Raw genomic sequence first — 14,704 nt, forward strand, 5'->3', positions numbered from 1 at the left:
CTGCCCCACGATCCCAGCAAGAACCGGGCCAACAGGCCATCGGAGGGATTGAAACGACGTGATCGGTCAGAGGCTTGAGGTCAGGCAGGGTCAGGGGCTGGTCATCACGCCCCAGCTGCAGCAGGCGATCAAGCTGCTGCAACTGTCGAATCTCGAGCTGGAAGCCTTTGTCGAGGGCGAGCTGGAACGCAATCCCCTGCTGCAACGTGACGAGGGCGACGCAGGCGGCGAGCCCACGAACGAGCCCGCCGAGGCCGCCGCCTTGGGCGAGGCGGGCGAGCTGCAATTCACCGAACCGTCCGGCGACGCCGAGCGCGCCATGGATGCGCGCGCCGAGGACATGCACGACGACGCCCCGCCAGGCGAACGCGACGCCGACCGCAAGCGTGATGCGGGTGAGATCGGCGAACAACCCGGTCTGTCCGACTGGTCCCGCGCTGGCGGCGGCGGCATGGACGGCGAGGACATGGAGCGGCCGGACACGCGCGAGATCACTTTGTGGGAGCACCTGCAGGCCCAGGCTTCATCCGCAGGGTTCAGCGCCGCCGACCACGCCATAGCCCTGACTCTGATCGACGCCACCGACGAGGGCGGCTATCTACGCGGCGATCTACAAGAATTCGCCGACCGGCTGGGCGTGGACCTGGCGCGGGTCGAGGCGGTCCTCACCGTCTGCCACGGCTTTGAGCCGACCGGCGTCATGGCGCGTTCAGCGCCGGAGTGCCTGAGGCTTCAATTGGTAGAGCGTAATCGCTTCGACCCGGCCATGGCCGCCCTTCTGGACAACCTGGAACTGCTGGCGCGGCGCGACCTGTCGGCCTTGCGCAAGGTGTGCGGGGTCGACGCCGAAGACCTGAACGACATGATCGCCGAGCTGAAGGGCCTGACGCCGCGCCCCGGAGCCGGCTTTGGCGGCGAGCCCGCCCAGATGGTCGTGCCCGACGTCCATGTACGACCCGACCCCGCCGGCGGGTGGCGGGTCGAGTTGAACAGCGACACCCTGCCCCGCCTCCTGATGGACAAGCGCTATCACGGCGTGGTCGCCGCCGGGGCTCGTTCGAACACAGAAAAGGCCTTCGTGGCCGACTGCGCCGCCCAGGCCAGCTGGCTGGTCAAGTCACTGGATCAGCGGGCCAAGACCATCCTCAAGGTCGGCTCCGAGATCGTACGCCAGCAGGACGCCTTCCTGGCCTTCGGCGTCGAGTTCCTGCGCCCGCTCAACCTGAAGACCGTAGCCGACGCCATCGGCATGCACGAATCGACGGTCAGTCGCGTCACCTCGAATAAATACGTCTCCACCCCGCGCGGGGTTTTCGAGCTGAAATTCTTCTTCACCGCCGCCATTCAGTCGTCGGACGGCGGCGCCCTGCACTCGGCCGAGGCCGTCCGTCACCGGATCAAGTCCATGATCGACAACGAGGCCGCCGACGGCGACGTGCTGAGCGACGACAGGATCGTCGAGATCCTCAACGAGACCGGGATCGACATCGCCCGCCGCACCGTGGCCAAATATCGGGAAGCCCTTAGAATTCCGTCTTCTGTCCAGCGTCGGCGGATGATGAAGGCCGGCTGATCACGCTGCGGCCAAGCGTCACCACAAATCGGTGATCGGCGTTGACACCAAACGCAACCCGTCGCGTTCTATGCCTATGCAGATCCAAGTCAGCGGCAAGCAAGTGGATGTCGGCGAAGCGCTAAGCTCGCGCATCTCCCAGGAACTCGAAGAGGGAATCGGCAAGTATTTCGCCCGAGGGGGCGATGACGCCGAGGTCGTGGTGTCCAAGGACCGCCATGGCTTCCGCGTCGATTGCTGGGTCCGCCTGGCCTCGGGGCAAAGTCTTGTGACCACAGGCTTTGGCGGCGACGCCCACGCCGCCTTCTCGGACAGTCTGGACAAGCTTGAGAAGCGGGTCCGCCGCTACAAGCGTCGCCTGAAAGACCATCACATTGGTCCCAAGGGCCTGTCGCCCGAGAAGACTGAGGATGCGGCGCGTGAAGTCGCCGCCATGACCGTCTTCCGTAATCCCGACACGGTCGAGGACGACGCCTTCGGCGAGGCTGGAACGCCCGACGAGCCCCCGCCCGTCGGCATGGTCATCGCCGAAACCGAATCGGAAATCCGCACCATCACGGTGGGCCGCGCGGTGCTGGAACTGGACATGACCGGCTATCCGATCGTCATGTTCCGCAACGCCGCTCACGGCGGCCTGGCGGTCGTCTATCGTCGTCCGGACGGCAATGTCGGCTGGATCGATCCAGAGCGCACGCTCAAACAGAAAAACGGCACGGGGTCGTAAGGCTTCCCCGCGGGGCGCGAAGGCGCTAAAGACGCCTCGCCCTTCCGCAATGTCGGGTTCGAGCTTTCGGGGTCATCATGGACATCGCTGATTTGTTGTCGTCGGGCGGGATCGTCCTGCGGGGCGGCGTGTCATCCAAACGCCAGGCGCTGCACACCGTGGCCGAGGCCGCGTCCATTGCTCTAGGCATCGACGAGGGTCGGGCGCTGGACGCCCTTCTGGAACGCGAAGCCTTGGGCTCGACGGGACTGGGATCCGGCGTCGCCGTGCCCCACGCTCGGGTTCCCGGCCTGGACCGCGTCTGCGCCGTCTTCGTGCGGCTGGACACGCCGGTGGCCTATGAGTCGGTCGACGATCGGCCCGTGGACCTGCTGTTCGCCCTGTTCGCGCCGGTGAACGCGGGCGCCGAGCATCTGCGGGCGCTGGCGGCGGTGTCGCGCGCCATGCGATCGCCGCAACTGCGCGAACACCTGCGTCAGGCCCGCACAGTCGACGCGGTCCGCGCTCTGTTCGTCAAGGACGCCCCTGTCGCCGCCGCCTGACCAAGCGGCCGCCGCCGACTGGCCGATAGCGCACTAAAATCAATGCACTGAGACGGGTTCCAGCTCGTGCGCCGCCGCAGCCGCAAAGGCGGTCTCGCGGTCCAGCATGACGGCCAGACGCTCGCCGTCGGCGCCGTGGACGGCGTAGAGGATCTGGTCGGGGTCGATGCTCAGATCCGGGGCGACCTCAACGTGGGCGTCTTCCATCACGTCAGACGCGCGGATCGCGCGCACATAGACGAGGTCAGGCGCCCCAAGGCCGGCGAAGTCTTTGTTATTCATAACAGGCGTCATAGGACCGCCTCCTTACGCTTCACTAAATGCCCGACAAACCGGGCGGTTCGACGGTGAAATCAGCCCGTCGTGATGGGGATGCGGCGGACCTGCCGCTCCTGTTCAGGACGAACCATGTCGACGTGCAGCAGGCCGTGTTCCAGCCTCGCCTCGGCGACCTCCAGGCCGTCGGCCAACACGAAGCTGCGGACGAAGCCGCGCGCCGCTATGCCGCGATGCAGAAAAGCCTGCTCGCCCTTACCGGCTTCATCGCGCTTGCCCGCAATGGTCAGCTGACGACCTTCCAGAGTGATGGCCAGTTCGTCGGGTGCAAATCCGGCCACGGCCAGACTGATGCGGACAGCCGCATCGCCGAGCTGCTCCACATTATATGGGGGATAGCTCTCGGCAGCAGCCTTGGCGGCGCGGTCGATCAGAGCGCGGGTATGGTCAAACCCCAGCAGAAAGGGGCTGTCGAACAGTATGGTGCGCGTCGTCATGGGGCCCTCGCAAACAAGCGACCGCAGCCGTCTGCGTCCTCCCTGATGCGGCAAGGACGCCCAACTGTCGGCGACAAATGGCTATGCGCGGCGGCCCGGTCAACCAGCACATGGATCTGAAAGCTGTTCACGTCAGGTACAGATCGGAACCTTCACTTTAGCGGCGCGTTAGGCCCCTGTTACAAATATCGAAAGAATTTTCATGCGCGCCCAATTCGTCGCCGCCATCAGTCTCGCCGCCCTGCTGGGCGCCACCGCCTGCACCACGACCGATCCTTACAGCTCGGCCCCGAACCGCAACAACACCGGCACTGGCGCCATCGCAGGCGCGCTGGGCGGCGCGGTTCTGGGCTACCTGACCAACACATCCAACGGCGAGCAAGGCCGTAAGAACGCCCTGATCGGCGCCGGCGTCGGCGCCCTGGCCGGAGCCGGCGTGGGCCAGTACATGGACCGTCAGCAACGCGCCCTGGAAGCCGAGCTGTCCGGCACCGGCGTCGGCGTGGCCCGTCAGGGCGACACCCTGGTGCTGCGCATGCCCTCCGACGTGACCTTCGCCACCAGCCAGTCCTCGATCGACAGCCGTTTCCTGCCCGTGCTGGCCGACGTGGCTCGGGTTCTCAACGAATATGATCGCTCGATGGTGGATGTTATCGGCCACACCGATTCCTCGGGCGGCGACGCGATCAACCAACCCCTGTCGGAGCGCCGCGCCTCTTCGGTCGCCGCCTATCTGATGGAAAATGGCGTGATCCGCGAACGCCTCTATGTCGCGGGCAACAGCGCGCGCAACCCGATCGGCGACAACAACACGGTCGAAGGCAAGGCCAAGAACCGTCGCGTCGAGATCCTGATCCGTCCGTTCACGGGCTGATTTTCGGCTTCGGCTGGAACGACGAAGGGCGGCGCTCACGCGCCGCCCTTTTTTTGTGTCCGAGGCTTAGCGGGCGCTCTCAGGTCGCCCGATGGAGCTGTAGTGGAAGCCGCGCGCCTTCATATCCTCGGGTCGATAGACGTTGCGCAGATCGACCATGACCGGTTGCTTCAGCAGCAGCTTGATCCGATCCAGATCCAGTGCGCGGAACTGATCCCACTCGGTCATGATGACCACGACATCGGCGCCCTCGACGGCATCATAGGGGCCGTCGCGGAAGACCACGCCGTCCATCAGCTTGGCCGCCTCATGCATGCCCTCGGGATCGAAGGCCTGGACTGTCGCACCCATGGCCATCAGGGCCGGGGCCACATCCAGCGACGGCGCGTCGCGCATGTCGTCCGTGTTCGGCTTGAAGGTCAGACCCAGCAGGGCGACCGTCTTGCCCTTGAGATCCGTCCCGCCGAGGGCGGCGGCGACGCGATCCGCCATGGCCTTCTTGCGCGCGTCGTTGATCTCGACCGTCGTTTCGATCAGACGCAGCGGCGAACCGGCGTCGGTCGCCGTTCGCACCAGGGCCAGGGTGTCCTTGGGGAAGCAGGAGCCGCCGTAACCCGGCCCGGCGTGCAGGAATTTCGAGCCGATGCGGTTGTCCAGGCCAATGCCGCGCGCCACCTGCTGCACATCGGCGCCCAGGCTCTCGCACAGGTCGGCCATCTCGTTGATGAAGGTGATCTTCAGCGCCAGGAAGGCGTTGGCGGCGTACTTGGTCAGCTCCGAAGTCCGACGGCCGGTAAACAGGATGGGCGTCTCGTTGAGGTTCAGCGGACGGTAGAGCTCGGTCATCAGGGGGCGGGCGCGCTCGTCCTCGATGCCGACTACGACCCGGTCGGGGCGCTTGAAGTCGCCGATGGCGGCGCCTTCGCGCAGGAACTCGGGGTTGGAGACCACGGCGAAATCGGCGTCCGGGCGACGGGCGCGGATGATACGCTCGATCTCGTCGCCGGTGCCGACCGGGACCGTCGACTTGGTGACGATGACGGTGAAACCGTTGATCAGGTCGGCGATCTCCTCGGCGGCGGCGTAGACGTAGGACAGGTCGGCATGGCCGTCGCCACGGCGGGAGGGCGTGCCCACGGCGATGAAGACCGCATCCGCCGTCCGAATGGCGTCAGCGCCGTCCAGAGCAAAGGACAGCCGACCGTCACGGACGTTGGCGGCGACCAGATCCTCAAGCCCCGGCTCATAGATGGGCATCCGTCCGGCGTTCAACCGGTCGATCTTGGCCGCGTCCTTGTCGACGCAGGTCACGACGTGGCCGAAGTCGGCGAAACAGGCTCCAGAGACAAGGCCGACGTAGCCAGTGCCGATCATTGCGACGCGCATGCGCTCATCCTCTCGATGCAGTCAGGCCGAAATAGCGGTCCAGCATGGCCTTTGCGAGTCGCCCGGCCAAGCCGCAAGCAAAGAAAAAGGGCGGCCGACCCGAATGGATCGACCGCCCTCAATCTTATCGACCTTCGCGGTCATCGGGACCGGCGTGAACCGGTCCCTCTGAGCCTTAGAAGTTGATGTCGACGGTGGCGCGACGGTTCAGCGGCTCACGCACGCCGTCAGCCGTCGGCTTGGCCAGGTTGGCTTCACCCTTGCCGTCGAGGGCGATCACGCCGCCGTTGACGCCTTGGGCGACCAGGGCGTCCGCGACGGTGCGCGCACGACGGTTGGACAGACCCAGGTTGTAGGCGGGCGAACCCGAGGTGTCGGTGTAGCCGACGACCAGCACGCGGGTCGGAGCGCCCGACTTGGCGTAGTTGGCGGCTTGCGTCACCACCGAACGAGCTTCCGTCGTCAGGTCCGAGCGATCCCAGTCGAAGTAGACCACGAACTGACGCGCGGCCGGCTTAGCCGGAGGCGGCGGAGGCGGCGGGGGCGGCGGAGGCGGCGGGGGCGGCGGGGGCGGAGGCGGCGGGGGCGGCGGCGGGGGTGCAGCCGGCTCGGCGCCGAAGGCGTAACGCAGACCCAGGGTCACGGTGTGCGACTGATCGTAATCGCCAGCCATTTCGCCGAACTTGTTGGTCGCCGAGTTCGTGAAGGTCTCGAACTCAGCATCGCCCGTCAGGTAGCGGTAGGTCAGGTCGATGTTGGCGCGGTCCGAAACGGCCCAGGCCAGACCCGCGATCGCCTGAGCGGCGAACTTGGTCGAGCTGTCGTCAGCGGCGAAGGCCACGCCCGGGGTCTGACGCAGACGGCCGACGGTGTCGGTGTTGACGCGGTTGGCGCCGACGCCGAGACCGACGAAGGGACGGATGCCCCAGGCCGAGTAGCCGAAGTCATAGATGACGTTGCCCATCAGGGTGGTCGACGTCATGTCGCCTTCCGGCGAGTAGCACGGACCGGTCGCGGGCGTGATGTTGCACAGGCCTTGCGGACCCGAGACAGCGCGCACAGTGCCGATGTCGCCCGAGCGGTAGCCGCCCTCGAGTTCAACGCGCCAGTTGGGGTTGAAGCGGTAGCCGAGGCGGGCGAAAGCGGCCCAGCCGTCGTTGACTTCCCAGTTCCAGTTGGAACCGTTGAGCGACGACTCGGTGTTGATGTCGTCGATGATGTGATAGCCGGCGTCGACAGCGCCGTACCAGCCGTCCGGCTCAGCCGAAGCGGCGCCAGCCGACAGGGCCAGAGCCGCCGCCGCGCTAGATGCCAGGATCAAACTCTTGACGCGCATATTTGCGGCCCTCCGAGATCTATTGTTCGTGGACGACGGACACGTCGCCTGCTGAACCATCTATCAGCGTTGCCGTGTACGGTCGACTCGCAAACGCCGCCATTATCAAAGGTGGCGAGCCTACCGTGGCCGAGGCGCTACAAAATCTTAACTGCGGGGCCCATTTTCGTTAACTTAAGGCGACGGCGAGGTCCCAGCCATCGCCATAGAGATGTGAGTACTGCGCCAGCTGAGTGAAGCTGGATATAATGTGATACAAAGAACTAGCTGGCACAGCCTCCTCTACGAAGCTGCCGCTCTGGAGTTTCTTGTCGCGCCAAAGGCCGTCAGGGGTCAGATATAGCCAAAGCGTCCTCAAGGCGACGGATGCGTCGTTCAGATAGATGGCGCGATCAGCCCTCTCACTCCCTTCCGCCAAAATCAGAGCCGCCTTCAACCATTCAGACTGAGGCCAGAGCCGCGCCTGATGCGTGCGGAGCGACCCGTCACTATTCGAGACGCCCACAGCCGCATCGTGCCGCATGCTGACACCTTGGCATCCGGAAGCGTAGAGACGCCGCGCCACCTCCATACCCTCTTTATCACCGCGGAGACGGGCATGGCGCGCCAGCAGCCAGGCCCACTCGAACTGGTGACCGGCCTCCACTCGCCCACCGCTTTCGCCGCGCTCCGTGTTCAAAGTCGTTTTCTGAGATTTTCCCAGACGTCCCGTTATCGGGTTAATGAACACCGTACGCGCGAGGGTGGACAGGCTATCCGCCAAGGCCCCCCACGCGACATCATTGCTGACTTCTTCCCAAGCCAGCGCCGCCTCGAGAAGACGCATGGAGGCGTTGGACTGGTAGGCAAACTCGCCAGATTCTCTGAACGCGCCGTCTTGCGAAGCTATCGCTTCCAGGGCTTGGCGAACGAGTGCGCCGCGTTCAGCCGCCGCTGCTCTATCGATAGCGCCAGTCTTGACCGCAGTGGCCAGAGCCAAAAGATAAAATGCCTGATCGTAAACCAACGCCGCTTCATCCAGCGGTTGATTATTCTCATCAAGCAACGTCCGCACCAGGCCATCATCTCGAAGGAAATCCGCATCCAGATTGGCCAAGCCAGAGCGAACACCGCTCAGCCACCGTCCCTGCCATCCCATCAGGCCGGCTTGCGCATACACATAGATTTGCCGCGCCTGCACCCCCGCGCGCCGAGGCGCGGGCAAGCATCGTCCGTCCATCGCCAGCAGCTCAACGAAGGCTCCGTTCTCGCGCTGCCCCATAGATGCCCAGATCGGCAGGGCTCTACGTCGCAACCAGTCCTGAAGACGCCGAGCACCGATATTCAGGGGCTCGTCCGTGCGACGTGCGAAATCCGCATGCTGCGGTGATGACACCCGGATACGCTCAACGACCTTTTTCACGTCCTGCGAGCGACTTAGGTCGCAAACCAACACCGCGTCGGGCTCGGCGATGATCGCCAGATTGCTCACCCCGACCGCGGCGATCAGCATGCCGTCCGCAGCCCGCGTCAAACAGCCGTCAACGTCTTCCAGTATGAGTTCACCCGCCCCGCCCTGTCCGCTCGCCGCTATAGCGTCCCAAGCGCCAAGGTCTGACCAGTTGAAGTCAACCTCAAGAACCGACGCCAGCGACGTTTTTTCCATCAGAGCATAGTCGATCGACACCTTTGGCGCTTGACGGAAAGCCTCGCCCAGCACGCCTACGGCCCCACGCCCCAAGTCGGAGAACGAACGCCTGACTGCATCCTCGATTTGCGGCGCGTAGATTTTTAGCTCGGAAAGGAACACCTCAGAGGAGACGATGAAGTTGCCGCTGTTCCAGAGGTAGCCGTCACGGACGTATTGTAGCGCCCGCTGCTGATCCGGCTTCTCCACGAAGGCCCTGATCGGAGACAATCCTTGCCCGGTCGGCGCAATGTAGCCGTAGGCCGACGACGGGTCGTTTGGCTTCACCCCCAAGGCGACGATGCGCGCCAGACCCGCGCCTTCGACCGCCTTGAGGACAGCTGCTCGAAAGCCCTCATGGTCAGGAATGTGGTGGTCCGAAGCGATGAAGGCGTTGATCCCGTTTGGGTCGGAGCTGTGGGTCCAGATGGCCGCAGCGGCCATCGCCGCCGCAGAATCGCGCGCTTCGGGTTCGAGCAGCACCTGCGCCGGAACCTCGATCTGTTCGAGTTGATCGAGGATCCACGCCTTGTGGTCGACGCCGCCAACGACGATCAGGCGACCACCGTCACTCGCTAGAGGTGCGGCTCGTAAGACCGCTTGCTGGAACAGGGAATGGTTGCCGCCGAGCGACATGAACTGCTTGGGACGGGATGGACGGGAAACCGGCCAAAGGCGCGTTCCAGCACCACCACACATGATTACCGGGTAGAGAGCCATGGCGCTTCGATAGCCCAGTTCTCAACGATTGAAAGGGTTGTTTCGGCTGCAATCGTGACGCGACTGACAGCCGCGCCAACAGGTACGTCGTGACAGGCGCGCCCTTGGCCGCTATCGAGCGGCCATCATGCAAGAGACTGAACGGCAATCCGAGGAACGCAGCTGGGAGACGGCGAAGACGCTCGCCGAGGCCCTGCCCTATATCCAAGTTTATGACCGCGAGACCGTGGTCATTAAATACGGCGGTCACGCCATGGGCGAGAGCGCCGTGGCCAAGCAGTTCGCCGCCGACGTGGTGCTGCTGAAACTGATGGGCGTGAACCCCGTGGTGGTCCACGGCGGCGGGCCGCAGATCAGCGCCATGCTCGACAAGGCCGGAGTCAAATCCGCCTTCGTCGACGGCCTGCGCGTGACGGACAAGGACACCATGCAGGTGGCCGAGATGGTTCTGTCGGGCGCCGTCAATAAAGAGATCGCCCACTGGATCACCGTCGCCGGCAAGGAAGCCGACGTGCGCGGCGTCGGCCTGTCGGGCAAGGACGCCGGCCTGCTGACCGTCGAGCGTACTCGCCGCACCAAGCGTGACCCCGACAGCATGATCGAGCACGAGGTCGATCTGGGCTTCGTCGGCGAACCGACCAAGGTCGATCCCAAGCTGATCAAGGGCCTGATCGCCTCCGAGACCGAGGACTGGGTTCCGGTCATCGCCCCCATCGGCGTGGCCGAGGACGGCATGACCTATAACGTCAACGCCGACACCGTGGCGGGCGCCATCGCCGGGTCGCTGGGCGCCAAGCGCATGCTGCTGCTGACCGACGTGGCCGGCGTGAGGGGCGCGGACGGCGAGATCATCCGCCAAATGAACCTGGATGAGGCGCAAAACCTGATCGACACCGGCGTCGCCAACGGCGGCATGATCCCCAAGCTGGAGACGGCCATGGCCGCCGTCCGCGCGGGCGTCGAGGCCGTGGTCATCCTGGACGGGCGCCGCCCCCACGCCATGCTGGTCGAGCTGTTCACCGAGTTCGGGGCGGGCACCCTGGTGAAGGCCCAGTGACGGCGGAAGCGACCACTCAGCCTCTGACGGCGAGCACCGAGATCGGCGCTGATCTGCGCCACGTCCGGTCCTGGGTGTTCGACCTCGACAACACCCTCTACCCGCCGGAAAGCCTGTTCCTGAAGCAGGTCGAGCAGCGCATCAACGCCTATGTGGTGCGCACCTCCGGCCTGCCATCAGCGGAAGCCTTGAGCGTGCAGAAGGGGTATCTGCACGACTATGGCACCTCGCTGGCCGGCCTGATGATGCATTATCAGATCGACCCGCACGACTTCCTGGCCGAGGTCCACGACGTGCCGCTGGACGTATTGACGCCCGATCCCGGCCTGCACGCCGCGCTGGAGCGCCTGAGCGGCCCGCGCCTGATCTTCACCAACGGGTCCATCGGCCACGCCCGTCGGGTGATGGAGCGGCTGGAGCTGACGCGCTTCTTCGACGGGGTCTTCGCCCTGGAAGACGCCGACCTGGTCCCCAAGCCCGACTCGCGCACCTTCGACAAGATGCTGGCCCGGTTCGGCGTCGATCCGACCACCGCCTGCTTCTTTGAAGACACGCCCAAGAACCTGGAGCCGGCGCACGTCCTGGGCATGACCACCGTTCTGGTCGGACCCAAGGCCTTCACGGCCGAAGGCGAGCACATCCACCATCGGGCCGCGACCGTCGGTCCCTTCCTGACCACCGCCATGCTGGACGGAGATCCGCAATGACCGACCTGACCCATCTGGAATCCGTGATCGAAGCCGCCTGGGAAGCCCGCGCCGAGGTCTCCGCCGCCACCCGCGGCGAGGTCCGCGACGCCGTCGACACCGCCCTGGCCCTGCTGGACGCAGGGCAAGCCCGCGTGGCCACGCGCGGCGAAGACGGCGTCTGGACCACGCACCAGTGGCTGAAAAAGGCCGTGCTGCTGTCCTTCCGCCTGAACGACAACGTCATCATGCGCGCCGGCCACGCCCCGACCCTGCCGCTGTCGGCCGACCATCCGGTCGCCGTCGGCCCCTTCTGGGACAAGGTGCCGAACAAGTTCGGCGACTGGAGCGCCGCCGACTATCAGGCCGCCGGCTTCCGCGCGGTGCCGGGCGCCATCGTCCGTCGCGGCGCGCACGTGGCCAAGAACGTGGTGCTGATGCCGTCGTTCGTGAACATCGGCGCCTTCGTCGATGAAGGCTCGATGGTTGACGCCTGGGCCACGGTCGGCTCCTGCGCCCAGATCGGCAAGAACGTCCACCTGTCGGGCGGCGCCGGCATCGGCGGCGTGCTGGAGCCTCTGCAGGCCAACCCGACCATCATCGAGGACGGCTGCTTCATCGGCGCCCGCGCCGAGGTGGCCGAGGGCGTCATCGTCCGCGAAGGCGCGGTTCTGGCCATGGGCGTCTATCTGTCCGGCTCGACCAAAATCGTCGATCGCGCCACCGGCGAGATCTTCCGCGGCGAGGTTCCGGCCTATTCGGTCGTGGTCCCCGGCGCCCTGCCCGACCCGAACGGCGGCCCGTCGCTGTATTGCGCCGTCATCGTCAAGCGCGTCGACGCCCAGACCCGCGCCAAGACCGGCGTGAATGAACTGCTGCGCGACTGAGGCCAACGACGCTAATTGCTCCGCCCAGGCTCGGAATCAGGCTCGCAAAGACGGAAAAATATGGCCTAATGGCGCCCTTGGTTTGGGGGAAAGAGCAGTGGTCTATCAGCGTCTGCGTGGCATAGCAGTTTCAATCGGCGTCATCGGCCTTTTGGCCCTTCCCCTGGCCGCATGCGGCGGGGGAGGCGGGGGAGGAGGCGGAGGTGGGGGAACCGGAGGCGGAATCGTAACGCCTCCACCTCCACCTCCGCCTCCCCCACCTCCGCCTCCCCCACCGCCGCCACCTCCGCCGCCGCCGCCGCCGCCGCCGGCCATTCCGTCCGCGAGCTCGTCCGAGTATCTGCGCAACTACGGCGTGGCCAATACGGGCGCGATCACGGCCTGGCAGACCGGCGCCACGGGGCGCGGGATCACGGTCGGCGTGGTGGACAGCGGCATCAAGCTGAACCATCAGGACCTGGCGGCGAACATCTCGCCGAATTCCATCGACATCGTCGCCGGACGCGGCCAGCCTCAGGGAGCCGACAGCCACGGGACGCGCGTCTCCAGCGTGATCGCCGCGCCCTTCAACGGCTTTGGCACCGTCGGCGTCGCCTTCAACGCCACCATCCTGTCGATCCGGGCCGACATCAGCGAATGCAACGATCCCGATAACGCCGTCTGTTTCCGCGGCTCTGACCTGGCCAATGCGCTGGACTACGCCGTCGCCAACGGGGCCAAGGTCATCAACCTGTCGCTGGGTGGCGAAGGCCCGCTGGGGTTCGCGTTCGAGGCCGCGCTGCAACGCGCGATCAACGCCGGCGTGGTCTTCGCCATCGCTTCGGGCAACGAGGCCGGGGCCAACCCCGAATGGCCGGGCCGTTACGCCAGCGACGCGCGTTTTGCGGGCGGCATCATCGTCACCGGCGCCCACGATTCCGCCAACCAGATCGCCGACTTTTCCAACCGCGCGGGTATTTCGCAGTCCTGGTTCCTGTCCGCGCCCGGCGTCAGCGTTGTGGTCGATTGCGAGGACACCAGCTGCTGGCGCGTCAACGGCACCTCCTTCGCCTCCCCCGCCGTGGCCGGCGCCCTGGCCCTTTTGCTTGAAGCCTTCCCCAATCTGACGGGCAGGCAGGCTGTCGAAATCCTGCTCCGCACCGGACGTGAAGCGGGCGACCTGGGCGCCGACGTCGTCTATGGCCGCGGCCTGCTGGACATCGCCAAGGCCTTCCAGCCGGTCGGCGCCACCTCATCGCCGCAAGCCAAGGGCGCCGCGGTGAATATCGCCATCGAACCAGGCGCCTATGTCGGCGGGCCGTTTGGCGACGCCCTGGGCCGCACTGGAGCGATGAGCACCATCGCCTATGACGAGTATCAGCGGCTGTTCCGCATCAACATGGGCGCCGCCTATCGCATGGCGCCGCGCCGCAGCTATCAGCCCGAGAACCCCACGCCGATGCGCCAGTCGCAGGTGACGATGGACGGTCCCGCCGGGGCCAGGTTGTCGCTGGTCGCCGCCGTGCCGGTCGAGACGCCAGAACCGATCCTGAACCGCTACACCCCCTTCGACGCGCCGTGGTTGGGCGACGAGGTCAAGCAAGAGGCCCTGTTCGACGTCACGGCAGGACGCATGTCCTTCGCGGCCTGGCAAGGCAAGGGCGGGGCGCGCTCGCCCTTCCGCACCGGCTCGGGCGACGGATTCGCCGCCCTGGCCCAGGCCGACCACGCGGTGCGCGGGGCCATGGTCTTCGACGGCCTGGGCTTCGGCCCTCTGACCCTCAGCGCCGAGACCGGCGCCGGCGACCGCCGCGCCCCGCTCCGTTCGGTCGAGCAGGACGTCTCCTCCTACGCGCGCGCCGCGCTGGACTGGCGCAGCGCGCGCGGCGGGCTGTCGTTCAGCATGGGAGCCCTGGACGAGAAGATGGGGCCGCTGGGCGCCTATATGCCGACACGTTCGGACTTCGCCATGCCGTCGCGCACGCGTTTTGCGGCCTTCGGCGGCGATCTGTCGCTGGGTCACGGCCTGGTGCTGAGCGGCGAGGCCGGCTTCGGCCGCACCGAGATCGAGGGCCGGTTCCTGAACCTGTCCAGCGCCGCCGTCAGCTCGACCTGGCGCATGGCGTTGCAGTCGGACTGCCCGTCGTGGGCGCTCGGCTGCAGCCGTCTGACCTGGGAGATCTCCCAGCCGCTGCGGATCGAAAGCGGGACCTTCAGCGCCTTCCTGGCCGACGTGCCGCTGGAATATTTCGACCCCGTCACCTTCTCGGAGCGCCGCTTCTCGGCCAGCCCCTCAGGCCGTCAGATCGACGTCTCCGTTCGCAGCCTGCACCCCCTGCCCGGCGGGTCCATGCTGCAGTTGGAGGCCGTGGCCAGCCGCGACGAACAGCACCGCGCGGGCGCCCCCACCGGCTACGCCCTGCTAGGCAGCTGGCGACGCGGCTTCTGATCCGTCGTTCCAGACATGAGAAAGGCCGGCGGAGCAATCCGCCGGCCTTTTA

At 66.1% G+C, this 14,704-nt stretch carries 13 protein-coding genes; 8 read left to right on the plus strand and 5 right to left on the minus strand.

Features of this window, described 5'->3' with window-relative positions; all coding sequences use genetic code 11:
• Positions 1-58 precede the first annotated feature (58 nt).
• The 3 genes from rpoN (at position 59) to HNP51_RS11100 (ending at position 2,839) form a co-directional block, all read left to right on the plus strand.
• Complete coding sequence (rpoN, locus tag HNP51_RS11090; protein WP_184269500.1) at positions 59-1,573, plus strand: RNA polymerase factor sigma-54; 1,515 nt, start codon at positions 59-61, stop codon at positions 1,571-1,573.
• Positions 1,574-1,649: 76 nt separating this feature from the next.
• The gene (gene hpf, locus HNP51_RS11095) at positions 1,650-2,297 is read left to right on the plus strand and encodes a ribosome hibernation-promoting factor, HPF/YfiA family (protein WP_184269498.1); all 648 of its coding nucleotides are present in this window, start codon (positions 1,650-1,652) and stop codon (positions 2,295-2,297) included.
• A 77-nt stretch (positions 2,298-2,374) separates the two neighbouring features.
• On the plus strand, positions 2,375-2,839 hold the full coding sequence (locus tag HNP51_RS11100) for a PTS sugar transporter subunit IIA (protein WP_184269496.1): 465 nt from the start codon (positions 2,375-2,377) through the stop codon (positions 2,837-2,839).
• A gap of 39 nt (positions 2,840-2,878) precedes the next feature.
• On the opposite strand, the gene HNP51_RS11105 is transcribed toward HNP51_RS11100, so the two are convergent.
• Positions 2,879-3,133 (minus strand): DUF1150 family protein, encoded by a 255-nt coding sequence (locus HNP51_RS11105; RefSeq protein ID WP_184269494.1) that lies wholly within the window; start codon positions 3,131-3,133, stop codon positions 2,879-2,881.
• 59 nt (positions 3,134-3,192) lie between these two features.
• On the minus strand, positions 3,193-3,612 hold the full coding sequence (locus tag HNP51_RS11110) for an Hsp20 family protein (RefSeq protein ID WP_184269492.1): 420 nt from the start codon (positions 3,610-3,612) through the stop codon (positions 3,193-3,195).
• Between the two features lie 202 nt (positions 3,613-3,814).
• Between HNP51_RS11110 and HNP51_RS11115 the strand changes: the two genes are divergently transcribed.
• Complete coding sequence (locus HNP51_RS11115; protein WP_184269490.1) at positions 3,815-4,486, plus strand: OmpA family protein; 672 nt, start codon at positions 3,815-3,817, stop codon at positions 4,484-4,486.
• A gap of 66 nt (positions 4,487-4,552) precedes the next feature.
• On the opposite strand, the gene HNP51_RS11120 is transcribed toward HNP51_RS11115, so the two are convergent.
• The 3 genes from HNP51_RS11120 to HNP51_RS11130 all read right to left on the minus strand — a co-directional run bounded on the left by HNP51_RS11120 (position 4,553) and on the right by HNP51_RS11130 (position 9,594).
• Positions 4,553-5,872: a UDP-glucose/GDP-mannose dehydrogenase family protein gene (locus HNP51_RS11120; protein ID WP_184269488.1), complete on the minus strand. Its 1,320-nt coding sequence runs from the start codon at positions 5,870-5,872 to the stop codon at positions 4,553-4,555.
• 175 nt (positions 5,873-6,047) lie between these two features.
• Complete coding sequence (locus HNP51_RS11125; RefSeq protein WP_184269486.1) at positions 6,048-7,208, minus strand: outer membrane beta-barrel protein; 1,161 nt, start codon at positions 7,206-7,208, stop codon at positions 6,048-6,050.
• 169 nt (positions 7,209-7,377) lie between these two features.
• Positions 7,378-9,594 (minus strand): AGE family epimerase/isomerase, encoded by a 2,217-nt coding sequence (locus tag HNP51_RS11130; RefSeq protein WP_184269484.1) that lies wholly within the window; start codon positions 9,592-9,594, stop codon positions 7,378-7,380.
• 127 nt (positions 9,595-9,721) lie between these two features.
• On the opposite strand from HNP51_RS11130, the gene argB reads away from it, so the two are divergent.
• The 4 genes from argB to HNP51_RS11150 all read left to right on the plus strand — a co-directional run bounded on the left by argB (position 9,722) and on the right by HNP51_RS11150 (position 14,652).
• Positions 9,722-10,651, plus strand: a complete 930-nt coding sequence (argB, locus tag HNP51_RS11135; protein WP_184269482.1) for an acetylglutamate kinase — start codon at positions 9,722-9,724, stop codon at positions 10,649-10,651.
• Positions 10,648-11,358, plus strand: a complete 711-nt coding sequence (locus tag HNP51_RS11140) for a pyrimidine 5'-nucleotidase (protein WP_311769928.1) — start codon at positions 10,648-10,650, stop codon at positions 11,356-11,358. Before argB ends, HNP51_RS11140 begins: the two co-directional genes overlap by 4 nt.
• Positions 11,355-12,224 (plus strand): 2,3,4,5-tetrahydropyridine-2,6-dicarboxylate N-succinyltransferase, encoded by an 870-nt coding sequence (gene dapD / locus HNP51_RS11145; RefSeq protein ID WP_184269480.1) that lies wholly within the window; start codon positions 11,355-11,357, stop codon positions 12,222-12,224. Before HNP51_RS11140 ends, dapD begins: the two co-directional genes overlap by 4 nt.
• Positions 12,225-12,579: 355 nt before the next feature.
• Complete coding sequence (locus tag HNP51_RS11150; protein WP_184269478.1) at positions 12,580-14,652, plus strand: S8 family peptidase; 2,073 nt, start codon at positions 12,580-12,582, stop codon at positions 14,650-14,652.
• The last annotated feature ends 52 nt before the right edge of the window (positions 14,653-14,704 follow it).

The organism is Brevundimonas bullata, assembly GCF_014207965.1.
GTDB lineage: Bacteria > Pseudomonadota > Alphaproteobacteria > Caulobacterales > Caulobacteraceae > Brevundimonas > Brevundimonas bullata_A.

What these genes read in the sequence shown, in the direction of transcription:
- HNP51_RS11130 (WP_184269484.1), bottom strand. Translation starts at nt 9,594, where the DNA reads ATGGCTCTCTACCCGGTAATCATGTGTGGTGGTGCTGGAACGCGCCTT.
- hpf (WP_184269498.1), top strand. Translation starts at nt 1,650, where the DNA reads ATGCAGATCCAAGTCAGCGGCAAGCAAGTGGATGTCGGCGAAGCGCTA.
- HNP51_RS11125 (WP_184269486.1), bottom strand. Translation starts at nt 7,208, where the DNA reads ATGCGCGTCAAGAGTTTGATCCTGGCATCTAGCGCGGCGGCGGCTCTG.
- HNP51_RS11115 (WP_184269490.1), top strand. Translation starts at nt 3,815, where the DNA reads ATGCGCGCCCAATTCGTCGCCGCCATCAGTCTCGCCGCCCTGCTGGGC.
- HNP51_RS11105 (WP_184269494.1), bottom strand. Translation starts at nt 3,133, where the DNA reads ATGACGCCTGTTATGAATAACAAAGACTTCGCCGGCCTTGGGGCGCCT.
- dapD (WP_184269480.1), top strand. Translation starts at nt 11,355, where the DNA reads ATGACCGACCTGACCCATCTGGAATCCGTGATCGAAGCCGCCTGGGAA.
- HNP51_RS11120 (WP_184269488.1), bottom strand. Translation starts at nt 5,872, where the DNA reads ATGCGCGTCGCAATGATCGGCACTGGCTACGTCGGCCTTGTCTCTGGA.
- HNP51_RS11100 (WP_184269496.1), top strand. Translation starts at nt 2,375, where the DNA reads ATGGACATCGCTGATTTGTTGTCGTCGGGCGGGATCGTCCTGCGGGGC.
- HNP51_RS11110 (WP_184269492.1), bottom strand. Translation starts at nt 3,612, where the DNA reads ATGACGACGCGCACCATACTGTTCGACAGCCCCTTTCTGCTGGGGTTT.
- argB (WP_184269482.1), top strand. Translation starts at nt 9,722, where the DNA reads ATGCAAGAGACTGAACGGCAATCCGAGGAACGCAGCTGGGAGACGGCG.